Raw genomic sequence first — 15,423 nt, 5'->3', positions numbered from 1 at the left:
CGCGGATGCGGCCTCAGCTACGGCGGAGGTTGTCCGGCTCCATGGGCGTGCCCAGGGAGGACGGGAAGACGAGCCCGTGATCCTGCCAGCGCGGCCAAGCATCGGTCCCGTTCAACGTCCTGCTTGACTCCGCCGTCAGCCTCGCCGACCAAACCCACCCAAACCTCACCAAGCTCATCCCATGACCGCCGTTAGGCTTGCCCTACTCCTCAAGGTGCAAGCCCCATACGGCCGACGACAGGTTGCCGGTTGGATCTCAACACTTGCGCGATAGGTGGCCACAACATGCACACTGTGCGAGCTCCCGACGGACAGGCTCGTCCTCGGCGATAACGGCTGGTTGCCAAGGCACGAGAGCGGCTGCGTCGCCTGCTGGACCATGGCGATCACGATCGACGCACGCTGGCCGACGACCCAGCGCGCCTGCAACGGTACGAGCCCGGATGGCTGCTTCATCGACACATGCAAGTGCAATTCGCCCAGCTCAGGACCAGGACCCGCATCAACGTCGTAGGCCTTGGCACAGGCAGCCCACCAATGTCGAGTCTCATGGCCCGTGCGACAGATCCGGCTCAGGAGGTAGGTGACACTCCAGCTAGATGATCCGTCTTTGTTCTGGCGCTGAGACCACTTCGGCTGCTGCTCGGATGGGCGGGCTTCTGTGCTTCGGGCAGCGTTGCTTGATCCATAACCGTCTGGGACGGTGGAACTGATCCACTCACCCGGCTCCGTGCACAGCAGCGTCCGCCAGATCGGACGGCCGCTGTCGCTCCGAAGCCGCCGCCGTACCGATTTGAGGACCTACGTGTGGCAGCTGCTGGACGCTGCCGTAGCCGCGAAGCTTTCGGCGGTCTCTGTCGACGAACGCACCGTCTTTGCGGCCGGGGTCGCCGAGCGGTTGCTGCAGGCCCACGAAGCGTTGCCGGCCGAGGACCAGCGCGCGTTCACCATTCGCCTGCGACCGCTGCTGAACGCGGTGTGGGACGCCGCCCTTGGCGACCAGACCGCTTTCCAGGCGATCAAGCACGCGCTGGGCACCTACTATTTGAGCGAGTTCTGCCACAACGACGGGCAGGACGGCCCAGGGGATGCAGATGAGCCTGCGGCGGCTGCGGTGCTGTATGCGGCGGAGGCCTACATGCACGGCTGTGTCGACTTCGCGGTTTGTGTCAGCGGGCGTGCCGTCGAAGCCATGGATGAGCTCCTCAACGAGGGCGACATCGACGCCGACGACCCGGACTAAGTCCTCGCCGACGAACTACGTCGCCAGCTCAGGGACCTCGATTTAATCTCCACGTGCTCAAGACAGCTCCGCCACGCACGATTGGGACCTCGACACCACGGCCCGGCTGAACGACACCCTTCGCCCGCTCCTGTCCCGCGTCAACGATCGGTGATGTCCGTCTGGGCTTTTGCGGCTTGCGGGCACTGAACCGGGCGATGGGCTTGGTGGTGGTCCGGGTGGCCTCGGCGAGGACCCGGCCGGCGTGGGTGATGCGAAAGGTCCCGTCAGTGTCCTCGATGGTGACGGTCGTTCCGGCGTGGCGGATGTCGACCTGGATTTTCTGCCCGGCGATGACGAGTTGGCCGCGGCTGTGCGCGTAGATCGTCATCGTCACCTCGATGTCGCTGTGCTGGACGATGCCCTGGGCAAAGTTGGGCGCGATGCCCAGGTGGAGCAGCAGCGAGACGCAGGTATGACGGGGCAACCCCCGACCGCCGGGTCCTCAGTGTTCCAGGAGCGACCTGAGGCAGAACGGCGAGTCGTCGTCGAAATGACCGTCTCAGGGCTTCAGCGTTGCAGCGATCTTGCGTGCGGCGGCATAGACCAAGTTGAGCTGCCGACTCCGCTTGTCGTCGGGCGACTGTACCCGTACCTCCACCACAAGGTTGCGGACTCTGAAGACCACCTCGGCCCCGGAGTAGTGCAGGTAGCCGTGCAGGTTGGACTGCATGTACGTGTACCTGGCGAACGCCTGCTCGCCAGGACCGGTCAGCGCACTGAAGAAGTGCTTGAACTTCGCGTCATTCTCGCTGAACGCCGGGCCGTGGGCCTCGCGGGCCAACGCATCGTACCTACGAACGGCTTCGGCCACCGCCCCACCGTCCGTCGACTTGGGAATCGCAGTGGCCCTCACCTCGTAGGTCTTATACCCCTTCCCCACCTCTCTGACATGCTCGCACGCCCCGTCGTGTTTGACCGGATCGGTGAAATCGCCCAGCGATTGCAGTAGCTTGCACGGATCGGGAGCGTGCGAGAACAGCGCTGAGTCCGTCAACGAGTCGGCAGGGCGGACCGGGGCAGTCTTCGTGAACGCCTCGGCGATCGGACCACCGATGGGCGGCTCGTAGAAGAACTTCCACCACGTTGCTGTTGCAAGCGTCAGCAACAGGATGAAAGCCGCTACTACTGCTACCGTGCAAATGATTACATTCCGCCGCACCTTGTTGATCTTGCCAGCTCGTCGGCTGTGGCGTGGCGTTTAGCCGGATCAGGTAGCCAAGACGAGACACCGGAGGCGAAGCGCGCCAATTTTGACACAGGCTCTAGGTTGTGGCTGTGACCTGGGACTCTGCGGCGTTCCGGCGGGAGTGAAGGCTTCCTTCCCGACGGGTGCTGCGTGGCCGACCCCACCGTGGATCCGGGTGGTGCTGTACCAGGCCATGAACTCGCAGGCGGCTAGCTCGGCACCAGACAGGTTCTTCCACGGCCCGCACGGTTTGATCAGCTCGGTCTTGTACAGCCCGATCGTCGACTCCATCAGAGCGTCGTCGAGTGCGCCATTCACGGTCACGTGCGACATGGGTCCACACCAGGTCAGCGGTCATAACGGCCGAGATCGGAATGACTCCCAAGCCGACAGCGCGGTGGGATCCGAGCGGTTGCCGCGCAGCAGAGAAGTACAGCAACAGTGGCACACAATGACTTACGCGACCTTCCACCGGCGCGCGTCACGGCCTAGGCAGGACCGCGCAGCACGAACGGCACGTCCAGCGGTTGAAAGGACGACGTCGGCAGGTCGATCAGTGACGGCAACGACCGCAGCCAACCGGCACCGCGGACGTACGTCAGGCACCGCATGACCTCGGCGGGCGCCACCGCCGCAGGAAGGTTGCCGCTTCTGAAAGGCGGAAGGGCTCGACACTATGCCCGACGTACTCCCCGCAACCGGCACCGCTTGCGAGTGCCGCTCCGGTCGTGAGGAGAGGATCGCGGATGACGACAGACCGGCAGCCCATGGACCACGAGGCGTACGAGTCCCGGGCGCGCAGCGGACCTTGTTTCGTCTGCGCCTTCCTCGAAGGGGACCCTCACTACGCACACGAGACGATCTACGAGGACGACGAAACCGTGGCCTTCCTAGACCGGTGGCCTACTCTCGCCGGCAAGGTCCTGGTCGCTCCGAAGGCCCATATCGAACACGTCGTCCGAGACCTCGACGAACCCGCCTACACCCGGCTGATGCTGACCGTCCGGCGAGTAGCCCTGGCCGTCGAGTCGGTCATAGAGCCAGAGCGTACGTACTTGCTGTCACTCGGCAGTCAACAGGGCAACGCCCACCTGCACTGGCATATCGCCGGACTGCCCCCAGGCGTCCCCTACCGGCAACAGCAGTTTCACGCCCTCATGACCGAGAACGGTGTGCTCCGCATGCCCCCGGACGAGACCGCTGCGCTAGCCACCCGCCTACGCCAAGCGCTCACCCCGCCTTGAGCCGCTCCGGAACTGCCTAGCCGCGCCGCGTCGAGTGCCTACCGGATCAGTCGGCCGAGGCGGTCGGCGTCATCGAGGTAGACCGGACTGTCGAGCGTGGCCCCGACGTCGGGGTGAGTACGAATCGGGGAAATTCTCCTTGTGGCCTGATCTCCCCCTGCCCGCGCCTCACCTCTCGAGACGCCCCTTCATGGACGACCAGGGCACAGGAGCGGCTGAGCGGCGCTCGCACATCGACCGTTCCCGTCGAAAGTCGGCGTCACTACTCGACTCCATGTCAACCACGGTCAAGGGCTGCAGGTACAGGGTTCAGCTTCTGGCACACTGCAAACTACTCGACAAGGAGCAAAGCCTCCTGTATATGTTAGAGTCATCCCTTTTATCAAGTATCGGTACGACCATTACCGGCCGCCCGGACACGCCCATGCGCAAGCATGGCCGCGGTGGCTCGCCCAGGTCGACACCCCTCCCGCAGGCCGCGAGGGCAGTGGCCAGAGTCGGGCGGGCGAACCAGCGCTGAAAGCCCGCAGCAAGGCGCGGCTCGGCCGCGCACGTCACGTTCCACGGTGTCAGGGAAGGAACCAATGGCGGAGAGGCAACCCGGGCCATATCCCGTGGCCCACTTGCATCGTGCGCTGCAGTTGGAGATCGCAGCGACCCTGCACAGTGACATGACGAATGCCGAGAAGGTGTCCCTGAATGACGGTCGGCTCGTCCGGCAGTCCGGCGCAGAGCGGGAGTACCTGTTCTCCTGCAGGGGATGGAGGGAGTCCTTCGCCAGCAAGGATCTGCTGATCCGAACGTCGCGGTCCCGTGGTCCGTGGGAGCACGTCGAAGTGGCGCGAATGCCGGATGGGAAGATCCGGGCCACCACGGAGGCGAACCTGGGCACCAGGTCGGTGAACGCCCAACTCGTCGAGGATGACACCGCGGGCCTTGTGGCGCTGACCGAGCGATTGGAGCAGTTAGGCGCGGGGGCAGCGGCGATGAATCTCACCGCCGCAGGATGGCTGGTCGGTCAGGGCAAGCCGAAGATCGGACGATGCGCCGCCACCGAGCGGTTCATCCCCGGGTTTCGGAACCGCCAGCTGAACACCCGGCAACGGCTGGCCGTGGAACGGGCGCTCGACAGCGAGCTGACCTTCGTCTGGGGGCCGCCGGGCACTGGGAAGACCGAAGTGGTCGCGAGCATTGTGGAGGGCTGTTACCGGCAGGGCCTGCGTGTGCTGTTTCTGGCCCCCACGCACGTCTCGGTCGACCAGGCACTGCTGAGAATGTGCGACCTGCTGGCTCGGGAACCCGAGTTCGAGTCGGGGCTGGTGCAGCGCGCCGGGGACATCGCCGTCGCGTCGCTCGCCGAGAAATACGGAGAGCAGATCGACCGTGCTCGCATCGCCGACAGGCTGGGCGGCGAGTTGGACACCGAGATTGCGCAAGTCACGACCGAACTCGCTGCGGTACGCGGAGCCATTGCCCGCCATGACGAGGCGGCGCGTGCCACCACTGAGCGCCATGAGCTCGGGCAGCGGCTGGCGGCTGCCGGCCAGTCCGTCTTCGGTGCCGAGGCAGGGATGAAAACTGCCGCCGGGCAAATCGCGCGGGTGCAGGAGCAGATAGCCGGCATCGGAATCCCATCCGGGATGTTCGCTCAGCGCAAGCAGGCGAAGCTGGATGCGCTCGACGGCGAGCTATATCACCATCGCCTCGCCTGGGAGGCGTACCAGCAGCAACGCGGAGTCGCTTGGGCGGACTACCAGCGTTGTGAAGCAGAACTGACCGCCGTCGATTCGGCCATGCCACGCATATTGGCCCAGGTGCAAGGGCTGCCGCCGGTGGCGCGGCTGCGGGAGGATGCCGGGCTACTGCAGCAGCGACTCGACGACCTGCAGAAGCAACGCGAAAAGATCGCGGACACGGTGCGGAGCCGCTGCCGCGTCCTGGGAACAACGGTGTCCAAGGCGGTTCAGACCCGCCGGCTGCTCGACGAGGTCGATGTGGTGGTCATCGACGAGGCCGGGATGGTCAACCTGCCGTCCGCCTGGTACGCGGCGGGCATGGCCCGCAAGCGGGTCGTCCTGGCCGGTGACTTCCGGCAGTTGCCCGCCGTCACACGCGGTTCGAACAACCGCAACGCATCGGCTCAAGACAGAGAGCACTCGCGGTCATGGATGGACCGGGACGCGTTCCACGCCGCCGGGCTCGTCGATCCGCAGGGCCGCGTCCGCGGTGACGACTCCAGGATGATCGCTCTCAACGAGCAGTACCGGATGCGCCAGGCGATCTGCGCGGTGGTGAACGAAGTCGCCTACCCGGACGCGCCGCTGCTGACCGGCCGGAAGGACGGGACGCGACTGCCGCCCTCGCCCCTGATCGACAGCCCACTGGTGCTCATCGACACCTCCAGCCGGGTCCCCGACCGGGGAAGGAGGAACGCCCACACCACCAACGCCGTCCATGAAGCGGTGATCCACGAGCTGATCCGGGGCTTGCAGTACGACACGGTTCTCCCCGCCCGCAAGCACACCGGCCTGGCTGAAGGGGAAGGGCCGGCCGATCGGCTCGCTGTCATCTGCCCTTACAAGAACCAGAAGAAGGTGCTGAACACGAGCTTGACGCACCGCTTCGGTGAGACCTACGACGGCGTGGTGGACACCGTCCACCGCTTCCAGGGAAGCCAGCGCCCGCTCGTGGTGATCGATACCGTCGCGGGAGCCGGCGACCGGCTCGGCTATTTCTACGAGGGCATCGGGCTGTCCTCGGCGACCTGCCGGCTGCTGAACGTCGCGCTGAGCCGCGCACAGGACCACCTCGTCCTGGTCGCCAACACCGATTTCATGCACCGCAACCTCAGCCCCGCCAGCGAGGCCGCTCGGATGCTCGAGTACTTCGAGCGACACGCCCAGCGGCTCCCGGTCGAGGAACTCGTCCCGGTTCGCAGCGCCGCCGACCTGAGCGGCCTGGCCCCTGAAGAACTGGCGCGGCCCGCGTTCTTCCCCGCCGACGAGGTCTCCCGCGGCGTCGAATGGGACATCGCGCACGCCCGCCACAGCATCGACATCTACTGCGCCTTCCTCGCTGCGAACCCGGTGCGGTACTGGCTTCGGCGTCTCGAACCGCGGATCGCCGCCGGAGTGCGAGTCACCGTCCACACCCGGCAGCATGAACCCGGCACAAAGGACGCCGACCTCGTCGCGACCCTGCGGTCGGCCGGCTGCCAGGTCGAGGCCCGCGAGCGCATGCACGAGAAAGTTCTGATCCTCGACGACACCGTCCTCTGGCACGGTTCCCTGAACCTGCTGGCACACGGCGGTTCGACCGACCTCATGATGCGGATCACCGACTCGACGTCCTGCGAACGCGTCCGGCACATCGTCGAACGAGCCCGGATGGACCGGCCCGCACGCTCTTGGCAACCGGCGGCAACTCGATCCACGAAGGCACCCGCCGCAGATGGGATCTCCCCCGGCGACGTGGTCGACGGCCGCCTCTACCTGCGGGTCCCATACGGGGAGAAGGACGAGGCCAAGCGTCTGGTGCAGGCGAGGTGGGATCCCAGGCATCAGCTCTGGCACGTCGCAGCGAACGTGCCGAAGGCTCGCCTGAGCCGCTGGCTTCCCGATGACACATGAAACGCCCGCCCCCACTCCCAACGAGACTTGCTGATCGGCCATAGAGCAGTAGCCGGAGCGTCAGCCCCAAGGGTCTTTTTGTCTAGCTGACAAAAAGCTACTCTCGCCACATGACCGACGACCAGTGGACGCCGCCGGCCGTGATGCTCGCGGTCGACTTGGTGATCTTGACGCTGCGCGACTCGCGCCTGCACGTCCTGCTCGTGGAGCGTGGCGTCGAGCCGCACAAGGGCGCCTGGGCACTGCCTGGCGGATTCCTGGGTCACGCGGAGGAGGACCTCACCGCCGCTGCTCATCGCGAACTGGCGGAGGAGGCCGCCATGGACGTTGAGGCGCTGCATCTGGAGCATCTGGATGTCTACGGCACTCCGGGGCGTGATCCGCGCGGGCGGGTGGTGTCCGTCGCTTACCTGGCGATCGCACCTGGGCTTCCGGAGCCGACGGCCGGCACGGACGCGGCAGGCGCCCGCTGGCAGAGCACCGATCAGGTGCTCTGCGGAGAGCTGGAGCTGGCTTTCGATCACCGGAAGATCGTTGCGGACGGCGTCGAACGCGCCCGAGCCAAGCTCGAGCGATCGTCCTTGGCGACGGCGTTCTGCGGGCCGACCTTCACGATCACCGACCTTCAGCGGGTCTACGAGGCGGTCTGGGGGATCCCGCTCGACCCCCGGAATTTCTATCGGAAGGTCCAGAAGTCCAGCGGCTTCATCATCGCGGCGGACACCGATCGCAAGGTCACGGCTGGACGGCCGGCTCGGCTGTTCAAGGCCGGCCCGCGCAAGGACCTCTACCCGCCCATGGTCCGGCCGACCGAACCTCTCGACATGAAGGGGCCAGAAGGATGAGTGGCAGCACGATCGTTGTGCTCACGGCACTGGACGTTGAGTACGACGCCGTCCGAGAGAAGTTGCACGACCCGCGGTTGCATCGGCACCAGCAGGGCACCCGCTTCGAAGTCGGCCGGCTCGAGGGTGGCCGCTGCCGGATCGCGCTCGGGCTCGTCGGCAAGGGCAACCAGTCCGCCGCGGTCCTGGCCGAACGCGCTATAGCCGAGTTCTCCCCCACCGCCCTGCTGTTCGTGGGAGTGGCGGGCGCCCTGCACTCCCACATCGCTCTCGGCGACGTCGTCGTGGCGACCCATGTCTACGCTTTCCACGGCGGGACCAGCGAGGACGACGGTTTCAAGAGCCGTCCCCGTGTCTGGGAGGTGTCTCACGGCGCCGACCAGATCGCCCGGCACGTCGACCGCGAGCGCGCCTGGATGAGAAGCGGACGGGCGAAGCACCGCCAGCCCAAGGTGCACTTCGGGCCCATCGCCGCCGGCGAGGTAGTTCTCAACTCCACGGTTTCAGCGCACGCTGACTGGATTCGACGTCACTACAACGATGCGCTCGCGATCGAGATGGAAGGGGCCGGAGTCGCGCAGGCCGCGCATCTGAACAGATCGCTTCCGGTGGTCGTGATCCGGGGTGTCAGCGATCGGGCCGACGGAACCAAGGAGGCCACAGACCGCGAGGAATGGCAGCCGCGAGCGGTGGCCAACGCCGCTGCCTTCACCGCCGCCCTGGCCGAGAGTCTCACTACGGACGAAGCGGATCACCCACGACATGAGACGACCGGAACGACGGGGAGCCAGCAGATGGGTGACACGGTCCGCAACATCGCCAAGGACAACGCGAGAGTGGGCGTCCAGGCCGGCCACGTGCACGGCGGCGTCCACCTGAAGACCGACATGGCCGCGCAGGCGGACCCGTCCGCTGTGCTCGCGGACCTGACCGCTCGGCTTGAGCAGGCGCGGGACGCGGGAGTCATCGACGAGGACACGCACCGCGCGGCGCGTGCCGAACTCGACGACGCCCGCGAAGCCCTGCACGCGACCCCCCGGAACACGGGCGCGGTGACACTCGCGCTGAAGAAGGTGCGCGGGCTCGTCGCAGACGTTGCCGCCCTGGCGGCCGAGGTGGCGAGCGTGCTCGGGCTCGTCCGGAACCTGTCATGACCGGGCCGGAGACGACCACGACCAACTACGCCGAGGACAACTCCCAGGTCGGCATGCAGGCGGGAGTCGTCCATGGCGACGTCACGATCTATTCGACGCCGCCAGGCGCCTCGCCCATGGAGAGGTTCGAGATCGGCGTGAGGCTGCTCGACGGCGGCCAGTCGAGCAGAGCGCGGGAAGTCATCCGCGAGGCCGTGGAGGCCGGCCTCACCGGCAACAGGGTGTGCTTCCACTGGCAACTCGCCCTCCTCAGCGGGAGGGCGTGGAACGAGATGCCGGACGCGGACGCCGCAGCGCTGCGGCAGGCGCCGTCCTTCTGCCGCCTGAGCGGCGGGGACGTCTGGGCGGACGGCGCGAAGACCGTCCTGCGGCTCATCGACGCCGCCGCCCGGGCCAACACCGACCTCCGGCCGCTGCTGAAGGACTTCGACAATCTCGCCGAACCTCAACGCGGCATGATCCTCCGGCACCTCGAGCTGTTCCTCGAAGGGCCGCTGAAAAACGAGATCTGGGACCGCGCCCTGACCGAGGCTCGGAAAGAGCAGCTGGCGGACAGTCGCAGGGACCGCGTCTGGAAATATTTCCACCCCAACCCCGTCGGCCCTCGGTTCCTTCCGGTCCGACCGCCACTGGTACCAGCCGGTACACAGGCCCGGGCCATCTGCGGGGCGGTCGTCCTTGGCGGTGCGGCGTTCAACCTGGGCTACCTGCTCCTTCGGGATCTCCAGCTGCTCACGCTGCTCGTGTACGCGCTGGGCATCGGCGGTGGATTCTGGGCCCTGCACGCGGGCACCGAATGGCATTACCTCACCGAAAGACTCCGCGCGAAGGACAGGGAGTTCAGGCGGCCGCGGGAGCTACCGTCCCGCGCGAAACCCTCCGGCTTCGCTGGCAAGGTCGACCAGCGCTTCGACCACTACTTCGCCAGGTACGTGCCACGCAATGCGAGCCGTCAGACCTGGCTGGACGGCACGGTGGGCATCCGTAGGCGCCTCCGGGACGAGATGGTCGAGGTCTACCGGGAGCAGCGCACCAGCGTCGAGCAGATCGCCTGGCTGATCCGGTACCGGGTGAGCGAGGTCCGCCGGCAGTGGGAGAACGGCACGCTGTGGGAGTACCGGCGGGAACTCGCCGTCCCGCTGAGCACGAAGGCGGCGACCCTGCTCGGCCTCGCCGCGCTCGCCTCCGGGACGATCTGGGCGGTGGCGGACGCGGCGCGGACGGCGCCCACGAACGCGGCGGTGTCAGCGCTCCTGGCGCTCGGGGCCACGGTGGTCGCCGCCCGCGCCCGAATGCGGATCGTCGCGGAAACCCGGCGACACGCGGCAGACGTCGCCGAGCAGCGCCGAGTCGAGGAGGGCTGCTGGGCGGCCTTCGAAAGCTGGAAGCGCAAGCTCGCCGACAAGCCGACCGACCCGGAGATGGCCGTCTGGCTGGACCGCGACCGGAAGGTGCTGCTGAGTGATGCCCTGCACCATTACGGCCTCACGATGAGCAACGTGATCGCGCACGCCTTCATCGAGGCGCCTGGACCATCCACCAAGCGAGCACGGGTCCGCAAAGGTCCCTGGCGCTATACGCGCTATCACCTGCTCCTCTTCGTCCTCACCAAGGACGGGGTCCGCCAGGTCACCGCTGATCTCGACTTCGAGCGGGGGACGTTCCACGACCGAGCCCGCACAAATTACCGCTACGAGGCCGTGGCAGCCGTCCGGGTACACCAAACCGATAACGGCGACCACAGTTTCGAACTCGCTCTCGTCAACGGAGAGCTGGTCAAGGCCAAGATGTTGGCTGCAGCGATCGACGAACTCCAGGTAGACGAAACCCTTGCAACAGTGTCAGAGACGACGCTGGATGCCGCCGGCCTGGGCCACACGCTCCATGTTATGGAGGGGATCGCAGCAGAGGGCAAGCGTTGGCTCGAACAAGAACGCCGACGAAGGGCAGATCGCCAAGACCGCGCAACCGCTTGGACGGCTGCTCCACCACAGGCACCAGCAAGACCACCGCGCAGGTGAAACCGACCGCGACCGCTGTGGTCGGAGATGCACGCTACCAGGGCGTCGGCCTGATCGTCGTCGGCTCGTTTCACGACATCGCCAAGCAAGCCCGAAGCCGTACGACATAGGTATCGAGTATTCCGTGGTCGCGTGGACGCGATCCGTGCTAAATGTCAATGGCAGGACCAGTTCTGCCTCATGCCTATGGCCTAACGCCACCAAGGTCGCCCGCTCCGGGAGGCCCTATGAACGTCTGACTTGGGCGCCGGTCCGCAGCGCCGCCGCGGCCGTCCGGCCGTGCCGATCGAACGGCTGGCCCTTCCGGCCGGTTCTTGCTCGTCCGCGCCTGACATGTCAGCCTAGAATTGAGTGCTTTGAGGTGAATGGATACCGTCTATCTGCCCTGCTTAAGGACCCCGTAGCGGTCGACCGTTCGTTGGTGAGCCTCGCTGTGTTGCTGACGGATGCCCGAGCGCACATGACGCTCATCAGCAGGCACGATCTGGCTGACCGCCTCGATGCCTTATTGGTCCAGTTGCGGGCAAGCGGCCAAGCGATAGACGACGCGTTCGATCACGCTTTCAGAGAGGTCACGGGCGCGGCGGCCGACGCATGCGCGGAAGCTGCTGCAACAGGCGGCATGGGCTTCTCGGCTGACAGGAACACCCAGGTCCGTCTGGCCCTCCTCTGGAGCCAGGTCAACCTGGTCACGGTGCGCATTGGGGGCCGTGGCACCTTCGAGCATCCCGGTGGAGGCTCGGCCCGAGTCCGATGAGACCAGGTGTTGCCAGGGCCTGAGCGTAGGCTCGGGGGCCTGCTCTCGGAGAGGGGTTCGTGCTGATGAGTGACCGTACGGAGCTGGTCATGCTGATCGCGGACGCCTTACGCGCAACGCCGATCGAGCCCTTGCGGTTGGAGTATGGCCCTGAGGTCGATTACGACCTGCTCATTGAGGCCATGCTCGAAGCCATGGACTCCGTCGGCCTCCAGCCAGGTGTGAGGACGCGCTGGGATCCCGCGAATCCAGCGTCGCCCACGTACCTGGAGATCGACGTTCGCGGTGAGACGGTGATCTCTGTCGAGGTCCGCGAGCTTGGGCGACCTCCGATCCCTGGAAACTTCATCCGTGCCTACGAGCAGGCACACCGCATCTCCGACTCTGGCTGAGAGGCCGGCCCGCTGACGGCAACAACGTCACGGGCTGGACCAGGGCGTACCGGGCCAGGTGTAACGCGGTGGTTCGCATCGAGTACGACGCCGACCCGTTCGAGATCGAACTGTACGAGCTGGCAGCCGACCCGCGCACGTTGTTCGTGGACCGCGCCCAGCGACCGTGCCGGGGACGACCCGCCCGAAGTCATCGTCCTGAGGACCTTCGACCAGGACGACCTCGTCCTGAGCGCCCTGCGCCGGGTCGACCGGCTCGCCGCCACCGAGCGCCGGATGGCCGATGCCGTCGCGCTGGGACTGTCCAACGCGCAGATCGCGGAGCGGCTGATGGTCAGCGTCGCCACCGTCAAGTCCTATGTCTCGCGCCTGTTGACCAAGCTCGTCTGGACAAGCGCGCCCAGATCACGCTCCTCGTCCATGACGCCGAATGAGGCCGCGCGTTCATCGGCGTGGCGGTGCTGGTTTAGAGGTCTATGACTACCTTGCCGTGGACGTGGCGGCCGGCTTGGAGTTCGGCTGCGCGGCGGATCTGCTCGAGCGGGAAGGTCGCCGCGATGGGCACGCGGAGCCGGCCCGCCGCGACCAGACGGGCGATCTCTTCCAGGGCGCCGGGGGCCGCGTTCGCGCCGTTGGCCGCGGGCACGCCGTCGACCTGCGCGGCGATGGTGCAGATGCGGCCGTCCGGGACGCCGAGTTCCCTTGCGGCGTGCGCTGTCTCCGTCCCGTGCAGGTCGATGGCGGCGGTGACACCGCCGGGGGCGAGGGTTCGGACCCGGTCGGCCAGGCCGTCGCCGTAGGCGACCGGGTCGGCTCCGAGATCGCGCAGGAAGTCGGATGACGTGGCCGATCCCGTCCCGATCACGCGAGCTCCCGCGATCCGGGCCAGCTGGACGGCGAACACCCCGACCCCGCCCGCCGCGCCGCCGATCAGCACCGTGTCGTCCGGGCCGGGGGCGACCAGGGCGAGGGCGGCGGACGCCGTGCGGCCGGCGATCGTGAGGGTGGCGGCGGTGCGGTCGTTGACGCCGTCGGGAGTGCGATGGGCCTCGTTCGCCGCGGTCCCCCCGGCCGCGTCGATCACCACGAAGTCGGCGACGGCGCGGGACAGCGCGCCCCCGAATACCCGGTCGCCGGGCGCGAAGCCGGTCACCCCGTCACCGGCCTGGTCGACCAGCCCCGCGTAGTCGGTCCCGAACCCGGCCGGGAGGCTCAGGCCGAACCGGGCGGCGGTGTCCGCGTCGGCGGTCATGATCCAGTCCATCGGGTTCAGACCGGCGGCGGTGACCCGCACGCGGATCTGCCCCGGGCCGGCCTGGGGAGCGGGGACCTCGCGGACGTCCAGCACTTCGGGTCCGCCGAATGAATCGAGCCGGACCGCCCTGCACCCGCCCGCCGCCGGTTGATCGCTCTGTTCCTGCATGGACGCCCCTCTCCCCGAAACGGACTATGCTCCGTTTCCATGGACGACCGTAACACAACCGGAGCGTGATCCGTTTTGGCTGAGGCGGAGAAGCGCGCGCCCCGGGCGGACGCGGCCCGCAACCGCGACCAGTTGCTCGCGGTGGCGACCCGCGTGTTCGTGTCTGCCGACGCGGAGCCGTCGATGCGTGCGATCGCCCGCGAGGCCGGAGTCGGCATCGCCACGCTCTACCGGCACTTCCCGACCCGCGAGTCGCTGGTCGACGCGGTCTACCGGGACCAGGTCGCGCGGCTGACGACCGGCGCCCGCGAGCTGCTCGGCCGGCTGCCCCCGGCCGCGGCGATGCGGCGCTGGATGGACCTGTTCGGGGACTGGATCGCGACGAAGAACGGGATGCTCGACACGCTGCTCGCGATGATCGAGTCGGGCGAGATCGCCCATGCGCAGACCCGGAGCGAGCTCCTGGCGGCCATCACCACGATCCTCGACGCCGGTCGCGCGGCGGGCGACCTCCGCTCCGACGTCCCCGCCGACGACATCGCCGCCTCCCTCATCGGCATCTTCACCGTGGCCCCCCGGCGCGAGCACGAAGCCAAGGCCGGTCGCCTGCTGGACCTCCTGATGGACGGTCTCCGGCCCGCCGTCCGGTCGGGCTGAGCCCCCGGATCGAGGCGGTGGCCGACGGCGTCCGGACGACATCCGAGCGGGTAGCACCGGGTATGGGTACGGTCGGCATGTTCGGGGGAGGTCGATATGGCGGAGGTCATCGCGGGGTTGGCGGTTCCCGAGACGGCGGCGGTCGCCGACGCGACCGGCCTGATCCGGGAGACGACCGGCCCCTTCCTCTTCCACCACTCCCGGCGGGTCTTCTTCTTCGGTCTGATTCAGGCGCGAAAGCTCGGTGTGGAGCCGGACCCGGAGCTTCTCTACCTGGCGGCCATGTTCCACGACGCCGGGCTCTTGAATCCCTTTTCCGATGTTGAGCAGCGCTTCGAAGTCGATGGCGCCGACCACGCGCGCAGGTTCCTTCTGGACCGGGGGTTCTCGACGGCGGCCGCTCAGACCGTCTGGACGGCGGTCGCGCTGCACACCACGCCGGGCATCCCCGTCCGGATGGGCCCGGAGATCGCGGCCACGCACCTCGGCGTCCTGACCGACGGGATCGGCTTCGGGCTGGACGGACTGGAACGCGAGCAGGTGGACGCGATCCTCGCCGTCCACCCGCGCGGGGACTTCAAGAACGAGTTCCTGCGGGTCTCCGTCGAGGGGCTCAAGGACCGTCCCGGCACCACGAACGGCACGGTGAACTCCGATCTGCTCGAACACTTCGTCCCCGGCTTCCACCGCACGACGATGGTCGAGCGCGTCCTCGGCTCACCGTGGCCGAGCTGACAGGACGCCTGGTCAAGGCCGTGTTCGTGGTGGGTTGGTCGTTGCCGAGCGGGTATCGGGTCGATGTCGGCCCAGCCTCGGGGCGCCGGCGTTCT

Annotated in this window: 14 protein-coding genes; 11 read left to right on the top strand and 3 right to left on the bottom strand. The window is 67.4% G+C overall.

The window, feature by feature from the left end; all coding sequences use genetic code 11:
* The first annotated feature begins 703 nt into the window (after positions 1-703).
* Positions 704-1,243, top strand: coding sequence for a hypothetical protein (locus tag ABT299_RS17420; RefSeq protein ID WP_500251389.1), 540 nt, complete (start codon positions 704-706; stop codon positions 1,241-1,243).
* Positions 1,244-1,271: 28 nt separating this feature from the next.
* Here ABT299_RS17420 and ABT299_RS17415 read toward each other — a convergent pair whose 3' ends face one another.
* The gene (locus ABT299_RS17415; protein ID WP_500251388.1) at positions 1,272-1,709 is read right to left on the bottom strand and encodes a hypothetical protein; all 438 of its coding nucleotides are present in this window, start codon (positions 1,707-1,709) and stop codon (positions 1,272-1,274) included.
* A gap of 75 nt (positions 1,710-1,784) precedes the next feature.
* Positions 1,785-2,390 carry a hypothetical protein gene (locus ABT299_RS17410; RefSeq protein ID WP_500251387.1) on the bottom strand — a complete coding sequence of 202 codons (606 nt, stop codon included), beginning with the start codon at positions 2,388-2,390 and terminating at the stop codon, positions 1,785-1,787.
* Between the two features lie 827 nt (positions 2,391-3,217).
* On the opposite strand from ABT299_RS17410, the gene ABT299_RS17405 reads away from it, so the two are divergent.
* The 8 genes from ABT299_RS17405 (at position 3,218) to ABT299_RS17370 (ending at position 12,993) form a co-directional block, all read left to right on the top strand.
* On the top strand, positions 3,218-3,715 hold the full coding sequence (locus tag ABT299_RS17405; RefSeq protein ID WP_500251386.1) for an HIT family protein: 498 nt from the start codon (positions 3,218-3,220) through the stop codon (positions 3,713-3,715).
* A gap of 614 nt (positions 3,716-4,329) precedes the next feature.
* A complete protein-coding gene (locus ABT299_RS17400) occupies positions 4,330-7,344 on the top strand; it encodes an AAA domain-containing protein (RefSeq protein ID WP_500251434.1) in 3,015 nt (1,004 codons plus the stop codon).
* Between the two features lie 110 nt (positions 7,345-7,454).
* On the top strand, positions 7,455-8,189 hold the full coding sequence (locus tag ABT299_RS17395; RefSeq protein WP_500251385.1) for an NUDIX hydrolase: 735 nt from the start codon (positions 7,455-7,457) through the stop codon (positions 8,187-8,189).
* Positions 8,186-9,343, top strand: a complete 1,158-nt coding sequence (locus ABT299_RS17390; RefSeq protein ID WP_500251384.1) for a 5'-methylthioadenosine/S-adenosylhomocysteine nucleosidase — start codon at positions 8,186-8,188, stop codon at positions 9,341-9,343. Before ABT299_RS17395 ends, ABT299_RS17390 begins: the two co-directional genes overlap by 4 nt.
* A complete protein-coding gene (locus ABT299_RS17385; protein ID WP_500251383.1) occupies positions 9,340-11,364 on the top strand; it encodes a hypothetical protein in 2,025 nt (674 codons plus the stop codon). Before ABT299_RS17390 ends, ABT299_RS17385 begins: the two co-directional genes overlap by 4 nt.
* Before the next feature lie 421 nt (positions 11,365-11,785).
* Entirely contained in the window at positions 11,786-12,121 is a 336-nt protein-coding gene (locus tag ABT299_RS17380; RefSeq protein WP_500251382.1) for a hypothetical protein, read from the top strand.
* An 89-nt stretch (positions 12,122-12,210) separates the two neighbouring features.
* Entirely contained in the window at positions 12,211-12,513 is a 303-nt protein-coding gene (locus ABT299_RS17375) for a hypothetical protein (protein WP_500251381.1), read from the top strand.
* A 276-nt stretch (positions 12,514-12,789) separates the two neighbouring features.
* A complete protein-coding gene (locus ABT299_RS17370) occupies positions 12,790-12,993 on the top strand; it encodes a response regulator transcription factor (protein WP_500251380.1) in 204 nt (67 codons plus the stop codon).
* Here the strand turns inward: ABT299_RS17370 and ABT299_RS17365 are convergent.
* A complete protein-coding gene (locus ABT299_RS17365) occupies positions 12,980-13,936 on the bottom strand; it encodes an NADP-dependent oxidoreductase (protein ID WP_500251379.1) in 957 nt (318 codons plus the stop codon). The genes ABT299_RS17370 and ABT299_RS17365 overlap by 14 nt on opposite strands.
* A gap of 75 nt (positions 13,937-14,011) precedes the next feature.
* Here ABT299_RS17365 and ABT299_RS17360 point away from each other — a divergent pair, with 75 nt between their 5' ends.
* Both ABT299_RS17360 and ABT299_RS17355 read left to right on the top strand, forming a co-directional pair.
* Complete coding sequence (locus ABT299_RS17360; RefSeq protein ID WP_500251378.1) at positions 14,012-14,593, top strand: TetR/AcrR family transcriptional regulator; 582 nt, start codon at positions 14,012-14,014, stop codon at positions 14,591-14,593.
* A gap of 96 nt (positions 14,594-14,689) precedes the next feature.
* The gene (locus tag ABT299_RS17355) at positions 14,690-15,328 is read left to right on the top strand and encodes an HD domain-containing protein (protein WP_500251377.1); all 639 of its coding nucleotides are present in this window, start codon (positions 14,690-14,692) and stop codon (positions 15,326-15,328) included.
* Positions 15,329-15,423: the final 95 nt, after the last annotated feature.

It is taken from the genome of Spirillospora sp. NPDC000708, assembly GCF_040299565.1.
Lineage (GTDB): Bacteria > Actinomycetota > Actinomycetes > Streptosporangiales > Streptosporangiaceae > Spirillospora.
The sequence above is the reverse complement of the archived record's forward strand: the minus strand, read 5'-3'. Positions and strand labels throughout refer to the sequence as shown.